Here is a 19,347-nt window from a genome sequence, read left to right as displayed (position 1 = left end):
ATCATACTTACTTTGTACAATTTCTTGTTTTTTTATGTAAATATTTTTAGCAATGCCAACCGCCATTGACTCCAATAATTTGCCCGGTAATATAAGAAGCTCCTGGTGAAACAAGGAAGGAGACTGTTTTTGCTACCTCTTCCGGTAGTCCTATTCTACCTAATGGAATATCTTCAGCAATTCCAATTTTTTCTTCTTCAGAAAAGACACTTAACATTTCAGTTTCAATTGCCCCTGGCGCTACTGCATTCACACGTATTCCACTTAAAGAAACCTCTTTCGCTAAAGCTTTTACATAAGAGTTTTGTGCTCCCTTTACCATTGAATATAGTACTTCACAAGAAGCACCTATTTGCCCCCATATAGACGAAACAATTACAATATTACCACTTCTCCTCCCAATCATAGGTGGAAGTGCCATTGAAAGCAGTTTATATACATTCTTCACTTGAAGTTCTACCATATAATCCAATTCGTCGTTTGTTACATCTGTTACTAGTCCAAAGATACTCTTCCCAGCTGCGTATACAATTACATCAATAGGATGTTCAATTTGTTTCCACAATTGCTCGGCCCCATCACTAGAAGCTAAATTAGCTTTAACAGGGATTACTCCATCCCATTCCTTCTGTAACTCAATTACCTTCTCTTCACTGTTATTGTAATGAACATAAACTGTATATCCATCTTGAATTAATTGTTTCGAAATAGCAGAGCCAATCCCTCCGCTCCCTCCAGTTACTAACGCATACTTTTCCATAAATTCCCTCTCTTATCTCTACAAGTTCAATTTTCACACAACTAAATAATACCCTCATCTTACAATTTTTCAATAATAAGATGAGGGTATCTTTAAAATTTTATTTTTTCGGTAAAACCTGACAAACGCTCATTTGTTCTTCTGATAATAATATTTTTGCTACTTCCTGTAAGTCTTGAACGGTTAGCCCTTCTAATACAGTCAATGCATCGAATAGGCTAGATTCATTAAACGCATATCGTGTAAACTGATTTGCAATATATTCTGGTGAATTCAACGAGCGTAAAAAACCACCAATTTTCTTTTTCTTCACTCGCTCTAATGCTGCTTCATCTAATTGATCATAATTTGTTTTTAATAAAATACCTTTCAAACGTTCTGCCAATTCATCTGGTTGCTTCGTATCGCCGCCAACCATCGCAAAACCGAAGTTATTTTCTTCCGTATAGTCATACGAGAACGAATCATCAATAAGCCCTTCATTATATAAAGATTCGTAATGAACGGAACTTTTTCCAAATAAATAATCTAAAAGTAAAGTAAGCGCAATTTCTTGCTTTAAAAGAGCTTTCCCTTTTTCTTTTAAATTTGTCGCTTTAATACCTACTAAACATTTCGGTGTTTGTACAGGCATTGAAATAATTTTTTTCTTTTCATTTACCTCATCTGGTTCTTCTTCAAATGAACGTACAATTTCTGGTTGGTTTTTATAATCTTTTTTCGCTTGATTTTCACGTATTAAATCCATTGTTTTCTCTGGATCAATTGCACCAACAACAAATAATAACATATTACTTGGATGATAAAATGTTTCATAACATTCATATAATAAGTCTTTCGTAATTTTACTAATAGACTCGATTGTTCCTGCAATATCAATTTTAATTGGGTGCTTTACAAACAAACTATCAATTAACCCAAAGTATAAACGCCAATCTGGATTATCTTGATACATTTGAATTTCCTGTCCGATAATCCCTTTCTCTTTTTCAACGGTTTTTTCAGAGAAGTAAGGCTCTTGTACGAAGTTTAACAATGTATTTAAATTTTGTTCTACATTTGATGTACATGAAAAAAGGTAAGCTGTTCGTGTGAAAGATGTAAAAGCATTTGCCGATGCCCCTTGTTTACTAAACAATTGGAAAGCATCATGATCTTCTTTTTCAAACAATTTATGCTCAAGAAAATGAGCAATTCCATCAGGCACACGAATCATTTCTTCTTTACCTAATGGTACAAATGTATTATCCATAGAACCATATTTCGTCGTAAACGTCGCAAATGTTTTATTAAACCCTTGCTTCGGTAAAACGTATACATCTAATCCATTAGGAAGTTTTTCATAATAGAGCGTCTCTTTTAATTGCTCATAAACTATTTTCTCCATTTATTCTCCCTCCGTTCCATGTAAAAAGTAAATTGTATCTAGTTCAATATTTTTAGCAATTTTCACAATTTCTTCTTTCGTCACACTTTCAATACCAGTAAGCCATTCTTCAACTGGACGCGTACGATCTGAAATAATGCCATGATACAGCATTTCCACAAATCCACGTGGTGTATCAATCGCCTCTAAAATTTGATTTTGAATGACACTTTTCGTTTGATGCATCTCTTCTTCAGAAAAATCTCCGTTTTGCATCGCCAACATTTGTTCTTTAATAATCTCAACTGCTTTTTCATAATTTTTCGCTTCGATTCCTGACATAACAAACAATAAGCCTTTATGACTTTCAAAGCGTGATGCTGCATAGTACGCTAAACTATTCTTTTCACGAACATTTACGAATAACTTCGAGTGAGAAAACCCTCCAAACAATCCATTGAACAATTGCAGTGCAAAATAATCTTCATCTTTATACGTGACAAACGTACGATAACCAATGTGTAATTTACTTTGTTTTAATTCTTGTTTTTCAACAACTTCTTTTTCTTCATTATTTCGCTTATGAAGAAGTACATTTCTCTCTTTCACAGGACGCGGTGAGATAGAAAAATACTTACTTACAAGATCGACTGCGTTTTCTGAAATATCGCCAATAATATAAAGATCCATTTCATCTTCCGCTAACACTTTTTGATAATATTGATGCAGACTTTCATTTGTAATAGAAGAAACACTTTCTTTTTTTCCATTTGCACTTAAGCGGTATGGTTCTACTTTACACATTTCTTCAATTAAACGTTCATTTGCATAACGCATTTTATCATCATAAGTAGCTTCAATTCGCTGTAAGAGTGCTCTTTTTTCACTTTCCACAATAGAAGGTAGAAAACCGTTCCCCTCCGTTGCCGGGTGCAAAACAATATCTGATAACATAGAAAGCGCTTTTTCAAATAACGGTGGTGCATCATGTAAATATACTTCATTTGCAATGTCTACATAAATGGAGATGATATGGTCTTCTCCTTTTTTACTTACATCCACCGCTAAAGAAGACCCGTATAATTCTTCTAAATATTGACGAAGACGAATCACAGAAGGCAATTTTTCTGTCGCACTTTGCAATACGTATGGCAATAGGGCACGCTCTGTCACCGTCTCCTCATTTAAAGGCGCTTTAAAACGAAATACAAACGTATTCGTTTTATATTTATCAGTCGGAATAATATGTACGCGCAAACCACCTAACTCATGTAGTTGTTGTTCCATTAGTTTCATTTATAGCCCTCCTTTACGTATATAGGAATATTCCTCTTCAATATACAGTTTTTAGAAATAAAAAATCAACTTTTCTTCCTTATTATGCTTACAAACGACTCTTTCTAAAAACTTTAATATGTAAGGAACATCGTAAAACTCCGTATTACATATATTCTATGTAAAAAAGCCCGCACTAATGTGCGAGCTTTTCTTATACTTTCTAAATACTCATCGTTTTCCTTTTTCATAAGGCGTTCCTAACGCTTTCGGCGCTTCCGAACGACCAACAAAGCCAACAAGTGCTAATATTGTGAATACATATGGTAATATCGTTAATAAAACACTTGGAATTTGATCTAATACAGGAATTGTGCCACCTGTTACGCTTAATGATTGTGCAAAACCAAAGAATAGCGCTGCACCTAATGCACCTAGTGGATTCCACTTTCCAAAAATCATAGCAGCTAAAGCTAAGAAACCTTGTCCTGTAATAGTTGCTCCTGAAAAGTTATTAGAAATTGACATTGCAAAAATCGCCCCACCAATTCCAGCAAACACCCCTGATATACAAACTGCAATATAACGCATTTTATATACATTAATCCCCATCGTATCCGCTGCCATTGGGTGTTCACCAACAGCACGTAGACGAAGCCCGAACGGCGTTTTATAAATAACATACCAAACAACGAACGCTAAAATAATGGCAATATACGACGTTATTGGTACGTTTGAGAAGAATATTTCCCCTATAACCGGAATATCCGAAAGGCCTGGAATGTCAATCTTTTCAATACGATATTGAATAAAGTCAGTCTGTCCTTTATCAAAAATCTTCTTAATTGCAAATACTGTTAAACCAAGAGATAAGAAGTTAATCGCTACACCACTTACAACTTGATCAGCTCGGAATGTAATAGATGCTACCGCATGAAGTAATGCGAATAATCCACTACCAATTGCCGCAAATAATAATGCAATCCACGGAGTCATCGTTCCCCAAGTATCGCCCATTAATAAGTTTGTAACAACTCCAATAAATGCACCAAATATCATTAGTCCTTCTAATCCGATATTTACAACACCCGATCGTTCACTAAATACACCACCTAGTGCTGTGAAAATTATAGGTGCTGATGTATATAACGTACCCGTCACAAGAATGGCTAATATATCTAAAAAGCTCATTTATTTCCCCTCCTTGCTCATGCGTGTAAGCGCCCATCTTAGCACATAACTACATGCAACAAAGAAGATGATGCACGCAATAATTACGTTAATAAGCTCTGATGGTACATCTGCCTCAAAGTTCATTTGAGGGGAAGCACTTTTCAAACCACCAAATAATAATGCTGAAAGAATAATACCAAACGGGTTATTTCCTCCAAGGAGCGCTACGGCAATCCCGTCAAATCCTACTCCTGTAAACGAAGACATCGCTGTCATGCTTTGGAATGTTCCTAGTCCTTCCATTGCTCCACCTATCCCTGCAAATGCACCAGCAATTGTCATGGAGATTACTACATTACGAGAAACTTTCATACCTGCATATTGAGAAGCATGTTGATTAAATCCTACTGACTTTAATTCGTAACCTAAAGTTGTTCGATCTAATAAGAACCACATTAAGATAGCTACTAAAATGGCCACAACAATTCCCCAGTGAAGGCGTGAACCATCGGTAATGGAAGCAAGCCAATCTGAAGATAATGACGCACTCTCTTTAATATCGTACGTTTTATCATTACCCTCGTGTAAGAAACGCTTAATAATGTCATATGTTACATATAACGCGATATAGTTCATCATAATTGTTACAATAACTTCATTAACTTGAAACTTTCCCTTTAAATATCCAGGGATGAAACCCCAAATCCCGCCTACCAATGCTGCGAATAAAATAGATAATGGAATATGAAGGAAAGCTGGTAGTGAGACTGCATAACCGAACCAAACCGCTGCAAGCCAACCAACTAACAATTGACCCTCTACCCCGATATTAAATAAACCTGTACGAAATGCAAACGCCACTGATAATCCAGCAAGAATAAGCGGTATCATTGTACGAAGCGTCTCACCAATCGCACTTGCGCTGCCGAACATCCCTGTCCAAAGTGCACTATAACCAACAATTGGGTCATAGCCACTAACTAGCATTACAATTGCTCCTACAAGTAGACCGAAAATAACGGATAGTACTGGGACTAAAATATTTATCGTTCGTTCTGTTAAAAGTTTTTTAGCCATTTGTACCCACCTGCTCCTTCTTTGTTCCTCCAGCCATTAACAATCCAAGCTGTTGTTCATTCGTTTCTTTCGCATCAACAATTGCTACAATTTTCCCTTCATAAATAACAGCAATTCGATCGCTAACATTTAAGATTTCCTCTAACTCTAGTGATAAAAGTAATACACCTTTTCCTTTATCCCTTTGCTCTATTAATCTCTTATGAATAAATTCAATTGCGCCTACATCTAAGCCACGTGTTGGTTGCGCTGCAATTAACAAATCTGGATCACGGTCTACTTCACGTGCAATAATTGCTTTTTGCTGGTTTCCTCCAGATAGAGCACGCGCTAACGTTTGCTCACTTGGCGTACGTACATCAAACTGCTCAATAAGCGCCTTTGCTTTTTCTGTAATTTTGCTAAAATTTAAAATCCCTTTCTTTGAAAACGGATTTTTATAGTACGTTTGCAGAACTATATTATCTCTAACAGAAAAATCAAGAACGAGTCCGTGTTTATGACGATCTTCTGGAATATGACCAATTCCTTCTTCTGTTATTCTTCTAACAGGCCAATTCGTTATTTCTTTCCCTCTAATTGCAATAGAACCTGACTCAACTTTTCGTAAACCAGTAATTGCTTCTATTAATTCACTTTGTCCATTTCCATCAATCCCTGCAATACCAACAATCTCCCCCGCACGAACAGTTAAGTCAAGGCCTTTTACAGCAGGTAGTTGACGCGCATCGTGAACAATAAGGTTTGCAATTGAAAGTACCTCTTCTTTTGGTTTCGCGTCTATTTTCTCTGTTTTAAAATTCACTTGACGTCCGACCATTAATTCTGCAAGTTTATGTTCATCCGTATTTACAACGTCAACGGTTCCAATCCCTTTTCCTTTGCGAATAATTGTACAACGATCGCAAACTTCCATAATTTCTTTTAACTTATGTGTAATAAGAATGATAGATTTTCCTTCTTGCACAAGCTTTTTCATAATTTGAATCAACTCATGAATTTCTTGAGGAGTTAACACTGCAGTCGGTTCATCAAATATTAAAATTCCCGCCCCGCGATACAATGTTTTCAAAATTTCAACACGTTGCTGCATACCTACAGAAATATCTTGTATTTTTGCATATGGATCCACAGATAAACCGTATTGTTCAGACAGTTTTTGAATCTCTTTCGCAGCATCTTCGATAGCAATTTTCCCTTTTTTCTTCGGTTCATTTCCGAGAATAATATTCTCTGTAACTGTAAAATTATGAACAAGCATAAAGTGTTGATGGACCATTCCAATACCTAGGTCATTTGCTATATTCGGATTTGTAATTTTTACAGTTTTTCCTTTAATTTTAATTTCACCTTGTTCTGGTTGGTACAAACCAAATAGTACATTCATCAATGTGGATTTCCCTGCACCATTTTCTCCAAGTAAAGCATGTATTTCTCCCTGCTTTACTTGCAGCGTAATATCATCATTCGCTACAATGCCTGGGAATACTTTCGTAATGTTATTCATCTCAATTACGTATTCCATTGTGTTCCTCCTTTTAACAGGGAACATTCCCCTATTACACTATTAACTTATTAAGCAATTTGGAAGTTTTATACATACAAAGGTTAGTTCTATGAACTAACCTTTGCTATTTCTCTATTATTTTTTTAGAGAAGCTTCATATTCTTTATACTCTTTATCTGTCGCTGGCACTTTAATTTCACCATCTGTAATTTTCTTTTCAAACTCTTCTACTTTTGTTAAAATTTCTGGATTAACTTTTTTCACGTTGTCAGTTGTTTTTGCAATACCAACACCGTCATCTTTTAAACCAAACGCTTCTACTTTACCGCCTTCTAATTTACCATCTTTTGCTTCTTGTGCTACTTTTTCTACAGCGATATCAACGCGTTTTACCATTGAAGTTAATGTTACGTTTTCAGGCATACCTTCTTGATGCTGGTCACGGTCAACACCGATTACCCAAACATTTTCACCTTTTTTCTTACGGTTTTTCGCTTCAGTGAACACACCATTACCTGTACCACCAGCAGCATGATAAATTACATCTACACCTTGACCGTACATTGCTGACGCAAGAACTGTACCTTTTTCAGGTTTATCGAATGCTTCTGCATATTCAGATACGATTTCAATGTTTGGATTTACTGCTTTTGCACCAGCTTTAAATCCATTTTCAAATTTACTAATTAAATCACTCTTCATTCCACCAACAAATCCTACTTTATTCGTTTTTGTTGACATAGCTGCCACCGCACCTACAAGGAATGATCCTTCATGATCTTTAAATGTAATACTCGTTACATTTGGTGCCTCTACTACAGTATCAACGATTGCAAATTGTTGTTTTGGAGATTCTTTTGCTACTTCTTTAATTGCACCCTCTAATTTATAACCAATTCCGAAAGTTAAATCATATTTATCTTTTGAGAATTTTTTTAAATTTGGAATATAATCAGCTTCTTTTTCAGACTGAAGATAACGATAATTTGTCTTTTCTTTTAAGTCATTCTCTTTACCAAACTTTTGTAACCCTTCCCAAGAAGATTGGTTAAATGACTTATCATCAACGCCCCCAACGTCTGTTACCAAACCAACCTTGAAGTCTTTATTGTCTTTCGTGTCTTTCTTGTCACTGCTCTCCTTATCCGAATTACCACATGCACCTAAAATTGTACTTGCTGCTAACGTTAACGATAGTAATAGACCTGTTTTTTTCTTCATACTAGAAACCCCTCCTAAAATAATATATATATCTCTTTATTCTTACGCTGCCGTCCCTAACTTCTTGCTGTCACCTCCCTAAAATGGAACTTGCCTACATACGCTTTCTTAATACGTGGAAGCTAAACTTATCAGCTCTAAAGTAATTGATAGAATACAAGATTGGTTCATCATTTTGATCATAATGCATTTGCTTTAAAACTAGCAGCGCCGTTTCAGGTTCACATTCTAAAATTGGTGAAATTTTCGGATGATAACCTATTGGCTCAATGTGAGCAACCGCGTACGTAATACGTTTGTGCGTATTATTATGTATAACGGTAAGCAACGATTCCTCATTGTATCCAGCTAAATCTGGTAAAATCTCTTTTGCCAGTTTATCAACGCAATATACAACTGGTTCTCCATCTGCTGTACGCACACGCTCAATCATTACTGCATTAAATCCATCTTCACAATTAAATTTCTCTTTTTCTTCTTCTGTTAAAGTTGTTGTAGATGATGATAAAAAGATTGTTCCCGGTGTTTTCCCCACACTAGAAATCATATCTGTAATACTAGAAAGTTGCTCAATTCCAGAAGAAAACAACGGTTTCGCATTTACAAATGTCCCCACACCGTGTCTACGAATGACAACATTTTCTTCCTCTAAAATACGCAGTGCTTCCCTTAAAGTTGCTCTACTTACACCAAGCTCTTTCGCTAAATCAAACTCTGATGGTAACTTTTGTCTTTCTTTGTAAGCTCCATCTTTAATTTTTTCTTTGATGTGATCTATCACCCGTAAGTATAGGTGACGACTATCGGATTTTACTGACATAGGACTCCCCCGCATTTCAATTATTCGACCTCTGATGTAAGACTTCTTTTCTCTTTTTTCAACTTACAACATAGAAAATTACTAAATACTAAAAATAAGCATAATTGTCGAATAAATATTAATAATTTTTCAAGAATAAATTTTCACTCTTTACTCTATAAAAAAAACTTTGCACCATAAACATTCCTCATATCGAGAAAAAGTTCGGCACAAAGATCCTTTACATCCTTTGTTACACACTTTTCCCCTCATAGTCCAGCAATTCATGGTTGCCAGGTAGAAACTTATGGACCTTATCTCCAAGATTATATGAGGCAGTGATTCTTTTCGAAGTAATCTTACCACTTGCTCCCATACGTGTCAACAAAATCTAACATTTTTCTACATCGAATATCGAACATTTATAAAAATCATACTCATAGTATTCGTATTCTAAAGATACTACCAAAATGTAAGCCCTTTCTTTATTGCTGACTATAGTATATAACAAAAACAGCATATAAAAAAGCCTAATTGTAAAAACAATTAGGCTTTTTTTTAAGAACTTTTTTCTTGTACATCATTAATGAGCACTTCTCTCGGTTTACTACCTTCATAAGGACCCACTACACCGTTCATTTCCATTGCATCAATTAAACGAGCAGCTCGCGTATAACCTACTCTAAACCTACGTTGCAGCATAGAAACCGATGCCGTTTGCATTTCCACTACAAGCTGAACTGCTTCATCATATAATTCATCTTCTACTTCCCGCTTTGTATCAGGAACATCTTGCGGAATCATATCTTCTTGATACTGTGCTTTTTGCTGTCCAATAACATATTCTACAACTCTTTCAACTTCATCATCTGATAAAAATGCCCCTTGTACACGTACCGGCTTTGATGCACCAATAGGTATAAACAGCATATCTCCTCGACCTAGTAATTTCTCCGCGCCACCACCGTCAAGAATTGTACGGGAATCCGTTTGCGAAGATACAGCGAATGCAATACGCGATGGAATATTTGCTTTAATAACACCCGTAATAACATCAACTGACGGACGTTGCGTCGCTATAATTAAATGAATACCAGCAGCACGAGCCATTTGCGCTAATCGCATAATCGCATCCTCTACATCTGAAGAAGCAACCATCATTAAGTCCGCTAACTCGTCCACAATTACTACAATATACGGTAATTCAGGTTGTTTTGCCTCTGATTGACTATTGTGTTCTTTAATATAATCATTATATCCTTCAATGTTACGTGTGCCGCTATGAGCAAATAATTCATAACGACGCTCCATCTCACTCACAACTTTTTTCAAAGCTTGTGATGCCTTTTTTGGATCAGTTACAACTGGCGTTAATAAGTGCGGAACACCGTTATATACATTTAACTCTACCATTTTCGGATCGATCATCATTAGTTTTACTTCATGTGGTTTTGCACGCATTAAAATACTAACAATAATACCGTTAATACATACACTTTTCCCACTACCAGTTGCACCAGCTACTAGTAAATGGGGCATTTTATTTAAACGAGCCAATACAGCTTCACCTGTAATATCTCGTCCAAGACCAATTAATAGCTTCTCTTCCGGATGATTATTAGCCTTTGAATCGAGAACTTCTCTAAGCGTTACCATCGAAACTTCCGAATTTGGAACCTCAATCCCTACAGCTGATTTCCCGGGAATAGGTGCTTCAATACGAATATCTTTTGCCGCCAATGCAAGCGCTAAATCATCACTTAAACTAACAATTTTACTTACCTTCACTCCCATATCTGGATACACTTCATACTTCGTAACTGCCGGACCTCTATGCACTTTGGTTACTTTCGCTTTCACACCAAAACTTTGGAATGTCCGTTCTAATTTACGAGCATTTTCATAAATCTCCGCATTTTCATTTGTTACTTGTTTATTTTTTGGGAATTTCAATATCTCAAGAGAAGGAAGCTTATAGTCTTTATTTTCCACATTTGAAAATTGCATAGGAGGTGCTTGCGTTTCACTCTCGAGTGATTCAACGATTTTTCCTCCACGTTTCTTTTGCGGTTGCTCTACTGGCGTAGACGGAGCTGCCTCTTCAATAAACGGCGAAGTAATTAAGTCATTTTCATTTTCTTCTATACGCTCTTCCGTCTCTTCACTCACTGGATAGTTCTCAGTAAAGTTCGAAATAATTGGCGGACCAATTTCTATCTCCTCTACTGGTTCAATAGCGTCTTCTCGCTCTACAGCACGTTCACGCCTTGTACTTCTTGTTGTTTTTTTCTTTTCTGTTTGTTCAGCGGTTCTTTTGGATCTCCAATCTTTATAATCCCCTTGCATCACTTCAAATTGACTTCTAAGAATTCTACCAACCGGAGCTAACACTTCTCCAATATGTTTATTTGTTATACAGAGTATTCCAAGAATAACTAAAATAATTCCAATGATATAGGCTCCTACTTCATCAAATAAGAAGTAACATGTTGCAAACATAAGTGCACCAAACATACCACCGCCTAAATGAACGCTATCTGGCCCCTTTTTCATTTCAAGAAAGAAGTTATCTTTCGTACTCACAATGACAGAAGTATTTTGCACTGCTCCATCTTTCGTAAGAAGGTTAAATAATGTAATATGACTAAACATTAATATCGCCAATACAATTAAATAAACTCCGATTAACCGTTTATTTAAAAGGTTTGGCCATCCACGTTTTATAACAAACGAAACAGATAAAGCTATCACACCTAACACACCAATTATGTACCACTCACCAAAGAAGAAGCGAAAAAACAACACAAACGATTTTCCTACAACACCTAGCTGTAAAATCGTAATGATTGAAAGTGCAAAAAGAGTTAAACCGACGATTTCATAATACAAAGTTGGCTTTATCGTACGTCTTGCCTTTGCCTTCGTCCCTCTTTGCTTTTGTTTTGCCATTTCTTCACCTCACGTTCTACATATAAGAAAAACTTTCTTTTAAAAGCCCTACTTACATGTCTGTTTTCTCTATTTTTTCAGGTCTTTATATCTTCTATTTTTACACTTCTTGTAAAATGTTAAATAAACAGAAGAAAGCAGCCTACTCATGGCTGCTCAACCGTCTTGTTTTTTATATTATACCATAGCTTCTAAACAAAATCCTTCTTTTTGCTAAAAGGTTATTTTCTGTCCAGGCTCATAATCTAAGTAGTCAAACGGGTTTGTACTTAACACACGTACAATAGAATAACATTGATTATTTTCCTCAGAAACCATTAATTCCACGCCATTTATATTCACAATTTTTTGGCTTTCGCATTGTGAATAATCGGCCGGATATACAAGTTGTTCTGGCATAATTGTATATAAAATCATTGTAACATTGTCCCTTCTGCACTATTGTCCGTGCGTTCATCAATTAATTCGTTTAATTTTCGAAGTGCACTACCAATACCACCGACATCATCTATAAGACCATACTTCACCGCATCTCCACCAATTACATTCGTCCCAATATCTCGCGTCAAATTCCCTTTCGCAAACATAAGCTCTTTAAAACGATCTTCCGTTACTTTCGAATGCTTCGTCACAAATCGACTGACTCTTTCTTGCATTTTATCCAAATACTCAAATGTTTGTGGCACACCTATGACAAGACCCGTTAAACGAATTGGATGAATTGTCATCGTCGCAGTTTCCGCAATAAATGAATAATCAGTAGAGACAGCAATTGGTACACCAATGGAATGTCCCCCGCCCAAAACAAGAGATACCGTCGGCTTTGAAAGCGAAGCTACCATCTCTGAAATCGCTAGTCCCGCTTCAACGTCACCTCCAACTGTGTTTAATATTAAAAGCAAACCTTCAATTTTCGGATCTTGTTCAATCGCGACAATTTGCGGAATGATATGCTCATATTTTGTTGTTTTGTTTTGAGGAGGCAACTGAATATGACCTTCCACTTGCCCAACGATTGTTAAACAATGAATACGCGATTCATTCATTTGTGGTACATTTGTTTGTCCAAGTTGTTGAATTTTCTCTACTATCGAAGCTTCTTTCCCGGTTTCTTTTGGCTCAGCTTCTTTCTCCTCATTTGTATAACGATCACGTTCTGTCATATCGCATCCCCTTTCACTCGTATATAACTATTATTTCTTAAGTTATAAATTTCATTCGATGGAGTTAGAAAAGAAAAAAGATCACCCGTAAAGGTGATCTTTTTTACACTTCCATAATAATCGGTAAGATCATAGGTTTTCTCTTTGTCTCTTCGTACAAGAACTGCCCTAATAACTCACGGATATTTTGTTTTAACATAGACCATTCAATCGAATACTCTTTAATTGATTGCTCAACAATCATACGTACAATCTCTGTAGATCGGTCAATTAACGCTTCTGATTCACGAACATATACAAAGCCACGTGAAATGATTTCTGGACCAGAGATTATTTTCTTTTCATCTTTACCAAGTGTTACAACAACTACTAAAATTCCGTCTTGAGACAACATCTTTCTATCTCGAAGAACGATATTTCCAACGTCACCTACACCTAGTCCATCAATTAAAACATTACCAGCTTGTACTTTACCAACTAAGTTTGCTTCATCGTCACCAAAAGCAATTACATCGCCTTTTTCTACGATAAAGATATTTTCTGTTGCAATACCTACATCTTCAGCTAAATATGCATGTGCTTTTTGCATACGGAACTCACCATGTACGGGTACAAAATATTTCGGTTTCATTAAATTTAACATTAGTTTTAATTCTTCTTGGCTACCGTGACCTGAAACGTGGACTTTTCTCTCACCATAATAAACAACTTCTGCACCAGCTCTAAATAATAAGTCAATAATTTTTGATACAGAAATTTCATTACCTGGAATTGGAGAAGCCGCAATAATAACAGTATCACCTTTACGAATTGAAATTTGTTTATGTGCTTGCTTCGCCATTCTAGAAAGGGCTGCCATCGGCTCACCTTGACTACCTGTCGTTAAAATAGCTACCTTTTTCTCTGGGAAATTATCTACTTCTTGCAGTGAAATAACCATACCTTCTGGAACATCTAAATAACCAAGACGTCTAGCAATGTCTACTACTTTCACCATACTACGTCCCACTACTGCTACTTTTCTTCCCGTTTCAGCAGCTGCATCAAACACTTGTTGAATACGGTGTACATTCGATGCAAATGAAGCAACGATAATACGACCTTCTGCGCCGTAGAATACTTTAGAAATTTCTACCCCAACTTCTTTTTCCGAACCTGTATAGCCTGGACGCTCAGCATTTGTACTATCAGATAATAAGCAAAGTACGCCTTCATTTCCGATTTGTGCCATCTTTCCAAGGTCTGCTCCACTATTTCCAATTGGAGTTTGATCGAATTTAAAGTCTCCCGTATATACGACAGCACCTTTTGATGTATGGAAACAAACACCAACAGAATCCGGAATACTATGTGTCGTTCCAAAGAATGACACTGTTGTAGTATTAAACTCTACTGTTGAATTTGAGTCGATTGTTTTTAAGTCTACACGGCCTAACATACCCGCTTCGCCAAGTTTTTCTTGTATAAGTCCTACCGTTAATTTCGTTGCATACACTGGAATAGATAATTTACGAAGTACGTAAACAATTCCACCAATATGATCTTCATGACCGTGAGTAATAAATAAACCTTTTACTCGCTCTTGATTTTCCACTAAGTATGTAATATCAGGAATAACGATATCAATTCCAAACATTTCATCTCCTGGGAACATTAATCCTGCATCTACAATAAAGATTTCAGAATCAATTTCAACACAGTACATGTTTTTCCCGATTTCACCTACTCCACCAAGAGCAAATACTTTAACAGACTCATTCTCTTTTCTCTTCATGTTGTTGCCTGGTTTAAAAATCTTGCAAACACTGATTTCACTAAAATTGTAGAGACACCAGGGGAAACTCTACAACCACCATATATTCACCGTCCAAGACGAATGTCCTTACCGTTATGCGATATCATGTCCTTGTTTATTTTTTAAACCAGGTTTCACCTCTCTTTCATTATATAAATCAAATATCTTATTCGATATGATATGAAAAATTAATTAAATTATAATTTTTTTCCAATTTTGCTAAGCATACCCGTACTAAGCTACTTAGCCATATTATACCTGATACAAGAAATAGAACACAAGTTAAATCGTGAGAAAGAAAAAGGAAAAGGAAGGAGTTACAATAAAAGTATTCAACATACTTACTTAGCTTTGATGCTCTATATTTTCCGAAGAAATCCCCCTACATGCTCTAAATTAATTTCATTCTATAGAATTTCTAGACTTATTCTTCTAGAATTGAACAAAAACACTTATGAAATGAAGCTTTTCCATGAATTACATCACATTTGAAACAATTTCTCCTAAAAACTTAACCGAAAGTTTACTACACTTACACAAAAGTATTTTCATTAATAACAACTACTTTTTAGCAAAACTAATAATACAAGATACTTTCCTTATAACCGTTGCAGCATGATGGAAAAGTTGTAGATAACAAAATTGAATACGAATTTAATAAAGTTAAATCTCACAGTTAGCTTGGCGAAGATGACAGCCACTACATAAATTAAAGGATTGCCTCCAAATTAATGTAAGAACAACATAATACTTTGACAAACAAAAACAAAAAACAAGTGGCATAATATAAAAAGTGGTTTTGATATTATAGGAGCATATACAGATGAGAAAGGAGAACCTAAATTTTTTTACAAAAAACTCCACTTTAAAGCAGATTCAAGCATTGTCATGCTAATAAAAAAACGACCTAGTTTCACACTAGGTCATTTTTCTTAACGAGGAATAGATTGCATTACAGATTGTAACGTCACTCTTTCTTCTTCTGTTAATGGAAGAAGTGGTAAACGTACAGAACCTACATCTAATCCAACCATTTGTAACGCTGTTTTTACTGGAGTTGGGCTTGGCGCCATAAATAATGAATCTGTTACTCTTACAAGTAATTGATGTAACTTTTGCGCCTTCTTAAATTCTCCTGCTTGGAATGCTGCAATCATTTCTTGCATTTCATTTCCAATAACATGAGATGCTACAGAAACGATACCTTTCGCTCCAACTACCATAGCCGGTAACGTTAAACCGTCATCACCGCTGTATACCGCAAAGTCGTCCGCTGTTTTTTCAATGATTTCTGTCATTGTTAACACATCGCCGCCTGCATCTTTAATCGCAACAATGTTTTCTATTTCTGATAAACGAACAACTGTATCAACGGAGATTTGTACAATAGATCGTCCTGGAACGTTATATAGCATAACCGGAAGTGGCGTGCTTTCAGCAATAGTTTTAAAATGCTGATACATCCCCTCTTGACTCGGTTTGTTATAATACGGCGCTACTAGCATTACTGCATCAACACCAACTTCAGTTGCCTTTTTAGTTAAGTCAACAGAAGCATGTGTATTATTGCTACCTGTTCCAGCGATTACGGGCACCCTTTTATCGACAACAGATACGACATGGCGATATAACGCTACTTTTTCTTCTGAAGTTAATGTAGGAGATTCACCTGTCGTTCCTCCTACCACGATTGCTGTTGTACCGTTATCAATTAAATAATTTACCAATTTCGTTGTCTTCGCAAAATCGATATTCCCGTTTTTATCAAACGGCGTTACCATCGCAGTTGCAATTGTCCCAAAATCTATCATGGTCTCACTCCTTATTGTTCCAGTTGCTTTTCTTTTGAAAGCTCAAACGCACTATGTAATGCATTTACAGCCTCCACTAAATCGGTTTCTTTTACAAGAACCCAAATTGTTGTATGACTATCTGCCGATTGCAGAATTTGAATACCTTTTTCAGCTAAAGCTGTAACGATTTTCGCAGTAACCCCTGGGTATCCTGCCATTCCAGCTCCAACGATAGATACTTTCGCACAATGCTCTGTCACAATTGGCTCATATCCAAGGTTCTTTAATAATTCAACTGCACGACTTGATACATTATCACTCACCGTATAAGCTACACCAGTAGGTGAAATGTTAATTAAATCGACACTTATTCCTTCGTTCGCCATTTCTTTAAACACATGCTGTTGCAAATCATATGCCGTTTCTTTTGCAAGCACTTTAATTTGCGTCACATTTGATACATGAGCGATACCTGTAACAGGACGTTCTTCTACATCACGGCCTTTTGTAGCACCGTCAGATGCTGAAATAAGTGTACCTTCACTATCAGAATACGTAGAACGTACACGAAGCGGTACTTTTGCATGCATCGCAATTTCAACTGCACGTGGATGAACAACTTTTGCACCTTGGTAAGCCATGTTACAAATTTCATTGTACGTTACAGTTTGAAGATGACGTGCATCTTTTACAATACGAGGATCCGCAGTCATAACACCTTCTACATCTGTGAAGATATCAATATATTCAGCATGAAGCGCAACACCTAATGCTGAAGCTGAAGTATCACTACCTCCGCGTCCAAGTGTTGTCGTATCCCCTTTTTTCGTTTGTCCTTGGAATCCCGTAACAACTACTACATCTACATTTTCTAACTCTTCATGTACGCGATCACAGTTCATTTCAACGATTTTCGCATTTGTAAAATCATCATTCGTTACAAAACCAGCTTGTGCACCATTTAATGCCGCTGCTTTTATACCGTTCTCATTCAACATATTAGAGAAAACAATTGCAGAGATTAACTCTCCGCATGATAATAATAAATCTTGCTCACGTTTAGAAATAGTAGATTCCTCTTGATTTACAAGACTTAATAACGTATCAGTTGCATATGGTTCGCCTTTACGGCCCATAGCTGATACGACAGTAACTACTTTATAACCCGCAGCTAACGATTTTTTTATATGATGAAGCGCATGCTTACGTCCATTTTCATCACGTACTGATGTGCCACCAAATTTTTGAACAATTATTTTCATATTTTGCACCTTCTCTTAGCCGTTTACACTAATTGTAATTTTACTAAGCGCTCTGCAATTTGAACAGAATTCCATGCAGCGCCTTTTAATAAGTTATCAGATACGACCCAAAGATGGAATCCTTTATCGTTATTTAAATCTTTACGGATTCTTCCAACGAATACTTCGTTTTTACCTACTGCAGTAGCTGGCATTGGATATAACTGCTCTTCTGGATTATCTTGCAGAACAATACCTTCCGCATTTGCAAGTAAGCTCTTGAATTCTTCTACTGTTACGCCTTCTTTTTCTACTTCGATGTAAACAGACTCAGAATGTCCTGATACGACCGGTAAACGTACACATGTCGCCGCTACTTCTAGTTCTGGCATATGCATAATTTTTTTCGTTTCATTAATCATTTTCATTTCTTCAAATGTAAATCCATTATCTTCGAATTTGTCAATCTGTGGAATCGCATTAAAAGCGATTTGGAAATGTTTCTTATCACCTGATACAGGTAAAACATTCGCTTTAACTTCTTCCCCATTTAAGATTGCTTGTGATTGTTCATGAAGTTCTTCAATCGCTGCAGCACCAGCACCTGATACAGCTTGGTATGTGGAAACGATTACTCGTTTTAAACCATATTGCTGACGAACTGGCTCAAGAGCTACTACCATTTGAATTGTAGAACAGTTTGGATTTGCAATAATTCCATTATGTTCTTTTAAATCATTTTCATTTACTTCAGGTACAACAAGTGGCACGTTTTCTGTCATACGGAATGCACTTGTATTATCAACAACAATTGCACCACGTTTTGCTGCTTCTGGCGCTAATTGTTTCGATACAGATCCACCAGCACTAAATAATGCGATATCTACTCCTTCAAAACTTTCAGGAGTTGCCTCTTGAACTGTAAATTCTTCGCCTTTAAATACAAGTTTCTTACCTGCAGATCGTTTAGATGAAAGTAACGTTAACTTCCCAATTGGAAATTCTCGTTTCTCTAAAGTATTTAACATTTGTTCACCAACTGCGCCGGTTGCTCCAACTACAGCGACATGAAAAGTTTTTTGCTTTTCCATCACTATGCCCCTTTCTAGATACCAATCCTTCTATAACTTAGAATCAGAAGGAGTATACAATACCCCTTCTAATCTTAATAACGTTAATTTTATCATATTCTACAGTAAGAATGATGGTTTCATCAAAAATTGTCCGT

The 19,347-nt window shown here is 36.2% G+C and carries 15 protein-coding genes and 1 riboswitch; all 15 genes read right to left on the bottom strand.

The features are described 5' to 3' along the window. Positions 1 to 46: 46 nt before the first annotated feature. Positions 47 to 760, bottom strand: a complete 714-nt coding sequence (ymfI, locus tag COC96_RS19020; protein WP_098267828.1) for an elongation factor P 5-aminopentanone reductase — start codon at positions 758 to 760, stop codon at positions 47 to 49. A gap of 100 nt (positions 761 to 860) precedes the next feature. Further along, complete coding sequence (gene yfmH / locus COC96_RS19015; protein WP_098267829.1) at positions 861 to 2,147, bottom strand: EF-P 5-aminopentanol modification-associated protein YfmH; 1,287 nt, start codon at positions 2,145 to 2,147, stop codon at positions 861 to 863. Beyond that, positions 2,148 to 3,422: an EF-P 5-aminopentanol modification-associated protein YfmF gene (yfmF, locus tag COC96_RS19010; protein ID WP_098267830.1), complete on the bottom strand. Its 1,275-nt coding sequence runs from the start codon at positions 3,420 to 3,422 to the stop codon at positions 2,148 to 2,150. It lies immediately after the preceding gene. Between the two features lie 210 nt (positions 3,423 to 3,632). Continuing rightward, a complete protein-coding gene (locus COC96_RS19005) occupies positions 3,633 to 4,592 on the bottom strand; it encodes an ABC transporter permease (protein ID WP_098267831.1) in 960 nt (319 codons plus the stop codon). Beyond that, positions 4,593 to 5,651 (bottom strand): ABC transporter permease, encoded by a 1,059-nt coding sequence (locus COC96_RS19000; protein WP_097902915.1) that lies wholly within the window; start codon positions 5,649 to 5,651, stop codon positions 4,593 to 4,595. Beyond that, on the bottom strand, positions 5,644 to 7,176 hold the full coding sequence (locus tag COC96_RS18995; RefSeq protein ID WP_098267832.1) for an ABC transporter ATP-binding protein: 1,533 nt from the start codon (positions 7,174 to 7,176) through the stop codon (positions 5,644 to 5,646). Before COC96_RS18995 ends, COC96_RS19000 begins: the two co-directional genes overlap by 8 nt. A 117-nt stretch (positions 7,177 to 7,293) precedes the next feature. Next, positions 7,294 to 8,379 (bottom strand): BMP family lipoprotein, encoded by a 1,086-nt coding sequence (locus COC96_RS18990; protein ID WP_098267833.1) that lies wholly within the window; start codon positions 8,377 to 8,379, stop codon positions 7,294 to 7,296. 94 nt (positions 8,380 to 8,473) lie between these two features. Continuing rightward, positions 8,474 to 9,199 carry a GntR family transcriptional regulator gene (locus COC96_RS18985; RefSeq protein ID WP_088230083.1) on the bottom strand — a complete coding sequence of 242 codons (726 nt, stop codon included), beginning with the start codon at positions 9,197 to 9,199 and terminating at the stop codon, positions 8,474 to 8,476. 231 nt (positions 9,200 to 9,430) lie between these two features. Further along, positions 9,431 to 9,532: riboswitch (purine riboswitch) on the bottom strand. A 204-nt stretch (positions 9,533 to 9,736) separates the two neighbouring features. Further along, positions 9,737 to 12,127 carry a DNA translocase FtsK gene (locus COC96_RS18980; RefSeq protein ID WP_098267834.1) on the bottom strand — a complete coding sequence of 797 codons (2,391 nt, stop codon included), beginning with the start codon at positions 12,125 to 12,127 and terminating at the stop codon, positions 9,737 to 9,739. A 213-nt stretch (positions 12,128 to 12,340) separates the two neighbouring features. Next, a complete protein-coding gene (locus COC96_RS18975; protein WP_097902917.1) occupies positions 12,341 to 12,544 on the bottom strand; it encodes a YlzJ-like family protein in 204 nt (67 codons plus the stop codon). Beyond that, the gene (gene tepA / locus COC96_RS18970) at positions 12,541 to 13,290 is read right to left on the bottom strand and encodes a translocation-enhancing protein TepA (RefSeq protein WP_098769142.1); all 750 of its coding nucleotides are present in this window, start codon (positions 13,288 to 13,290) and stop codon (positions 12,541 to 12,543) included. The genes COC96_RS18975 and tepA overlap by 4 nt, the downstream gene beginning before the upstream one ends. A 103-nt stretch (positions 13,291 to 13,393) precedes the next feature. After that, a complete protein-coding gene (locus tag COC96_RS18965) occupies positions 13,394 to 15,064 on the bottom strand; it encodes a ribonuclease J (RefSeq protein WP_098267836.1) in 1,671 nt (556 codons plus the stop codon). Positions 15,065 to 16,017: 953 nt separating this feature from the next. Next, on the bottom strand, positions 16,018 to 16,896 hold the full coding sequence (gene dapA / locus COC96_RS18960; RefSeq protein ID WP_097902920.1) for a 4-hydroxy-tetrahydrodipicolinate synthase: 879 nt from the start codon (positions 16,894 to 16,896) through the stop codon (positions 16,018 to 16,020). 11 nt (positions 16,897 to 16,907) lie between these two features. Then, on the bottom strand, positions 16,908 to 18,140 hold the full coding sequence (gene dapG, locus COC96_RS18955) for an aspartate kinase (protein ID WP_098267837.1): 1,233 nt from the start codon (positions 18,138 to 18,140) through the stop codon (positions 16,908 to 16,910). A 23-nt stretch (positions 18,141 to 18,163) separates the two neighbouring features. Further along, entirely contained in the window at positions 18,164 to 19,210 is a 1,047-nt protein-coding gene (asd, locus tag COC96_RS18950; RefSeq protein WP_000414852.1) for an aspartate-semialdehyde dehydrogenase, read from the bottom strand. Positions 19,211 to 19,347: the final 137 nt, after the last annotated feature.

The sequence above is a fragment of the Bacillus cereus genome (assembly GCF_002577405.1).
Classification (GTDB): Bacteria; Bacillota; Bacilli; order Bacillales; family Bacillaceae_G; genus Bacillus_A; species Bacillus_A cereus_AU.
The sequence above is the reverse complement of the archived record's forward strand: the minus strand, read 5'-3'. Positions and strand labels throughout refer to the sequence as shown.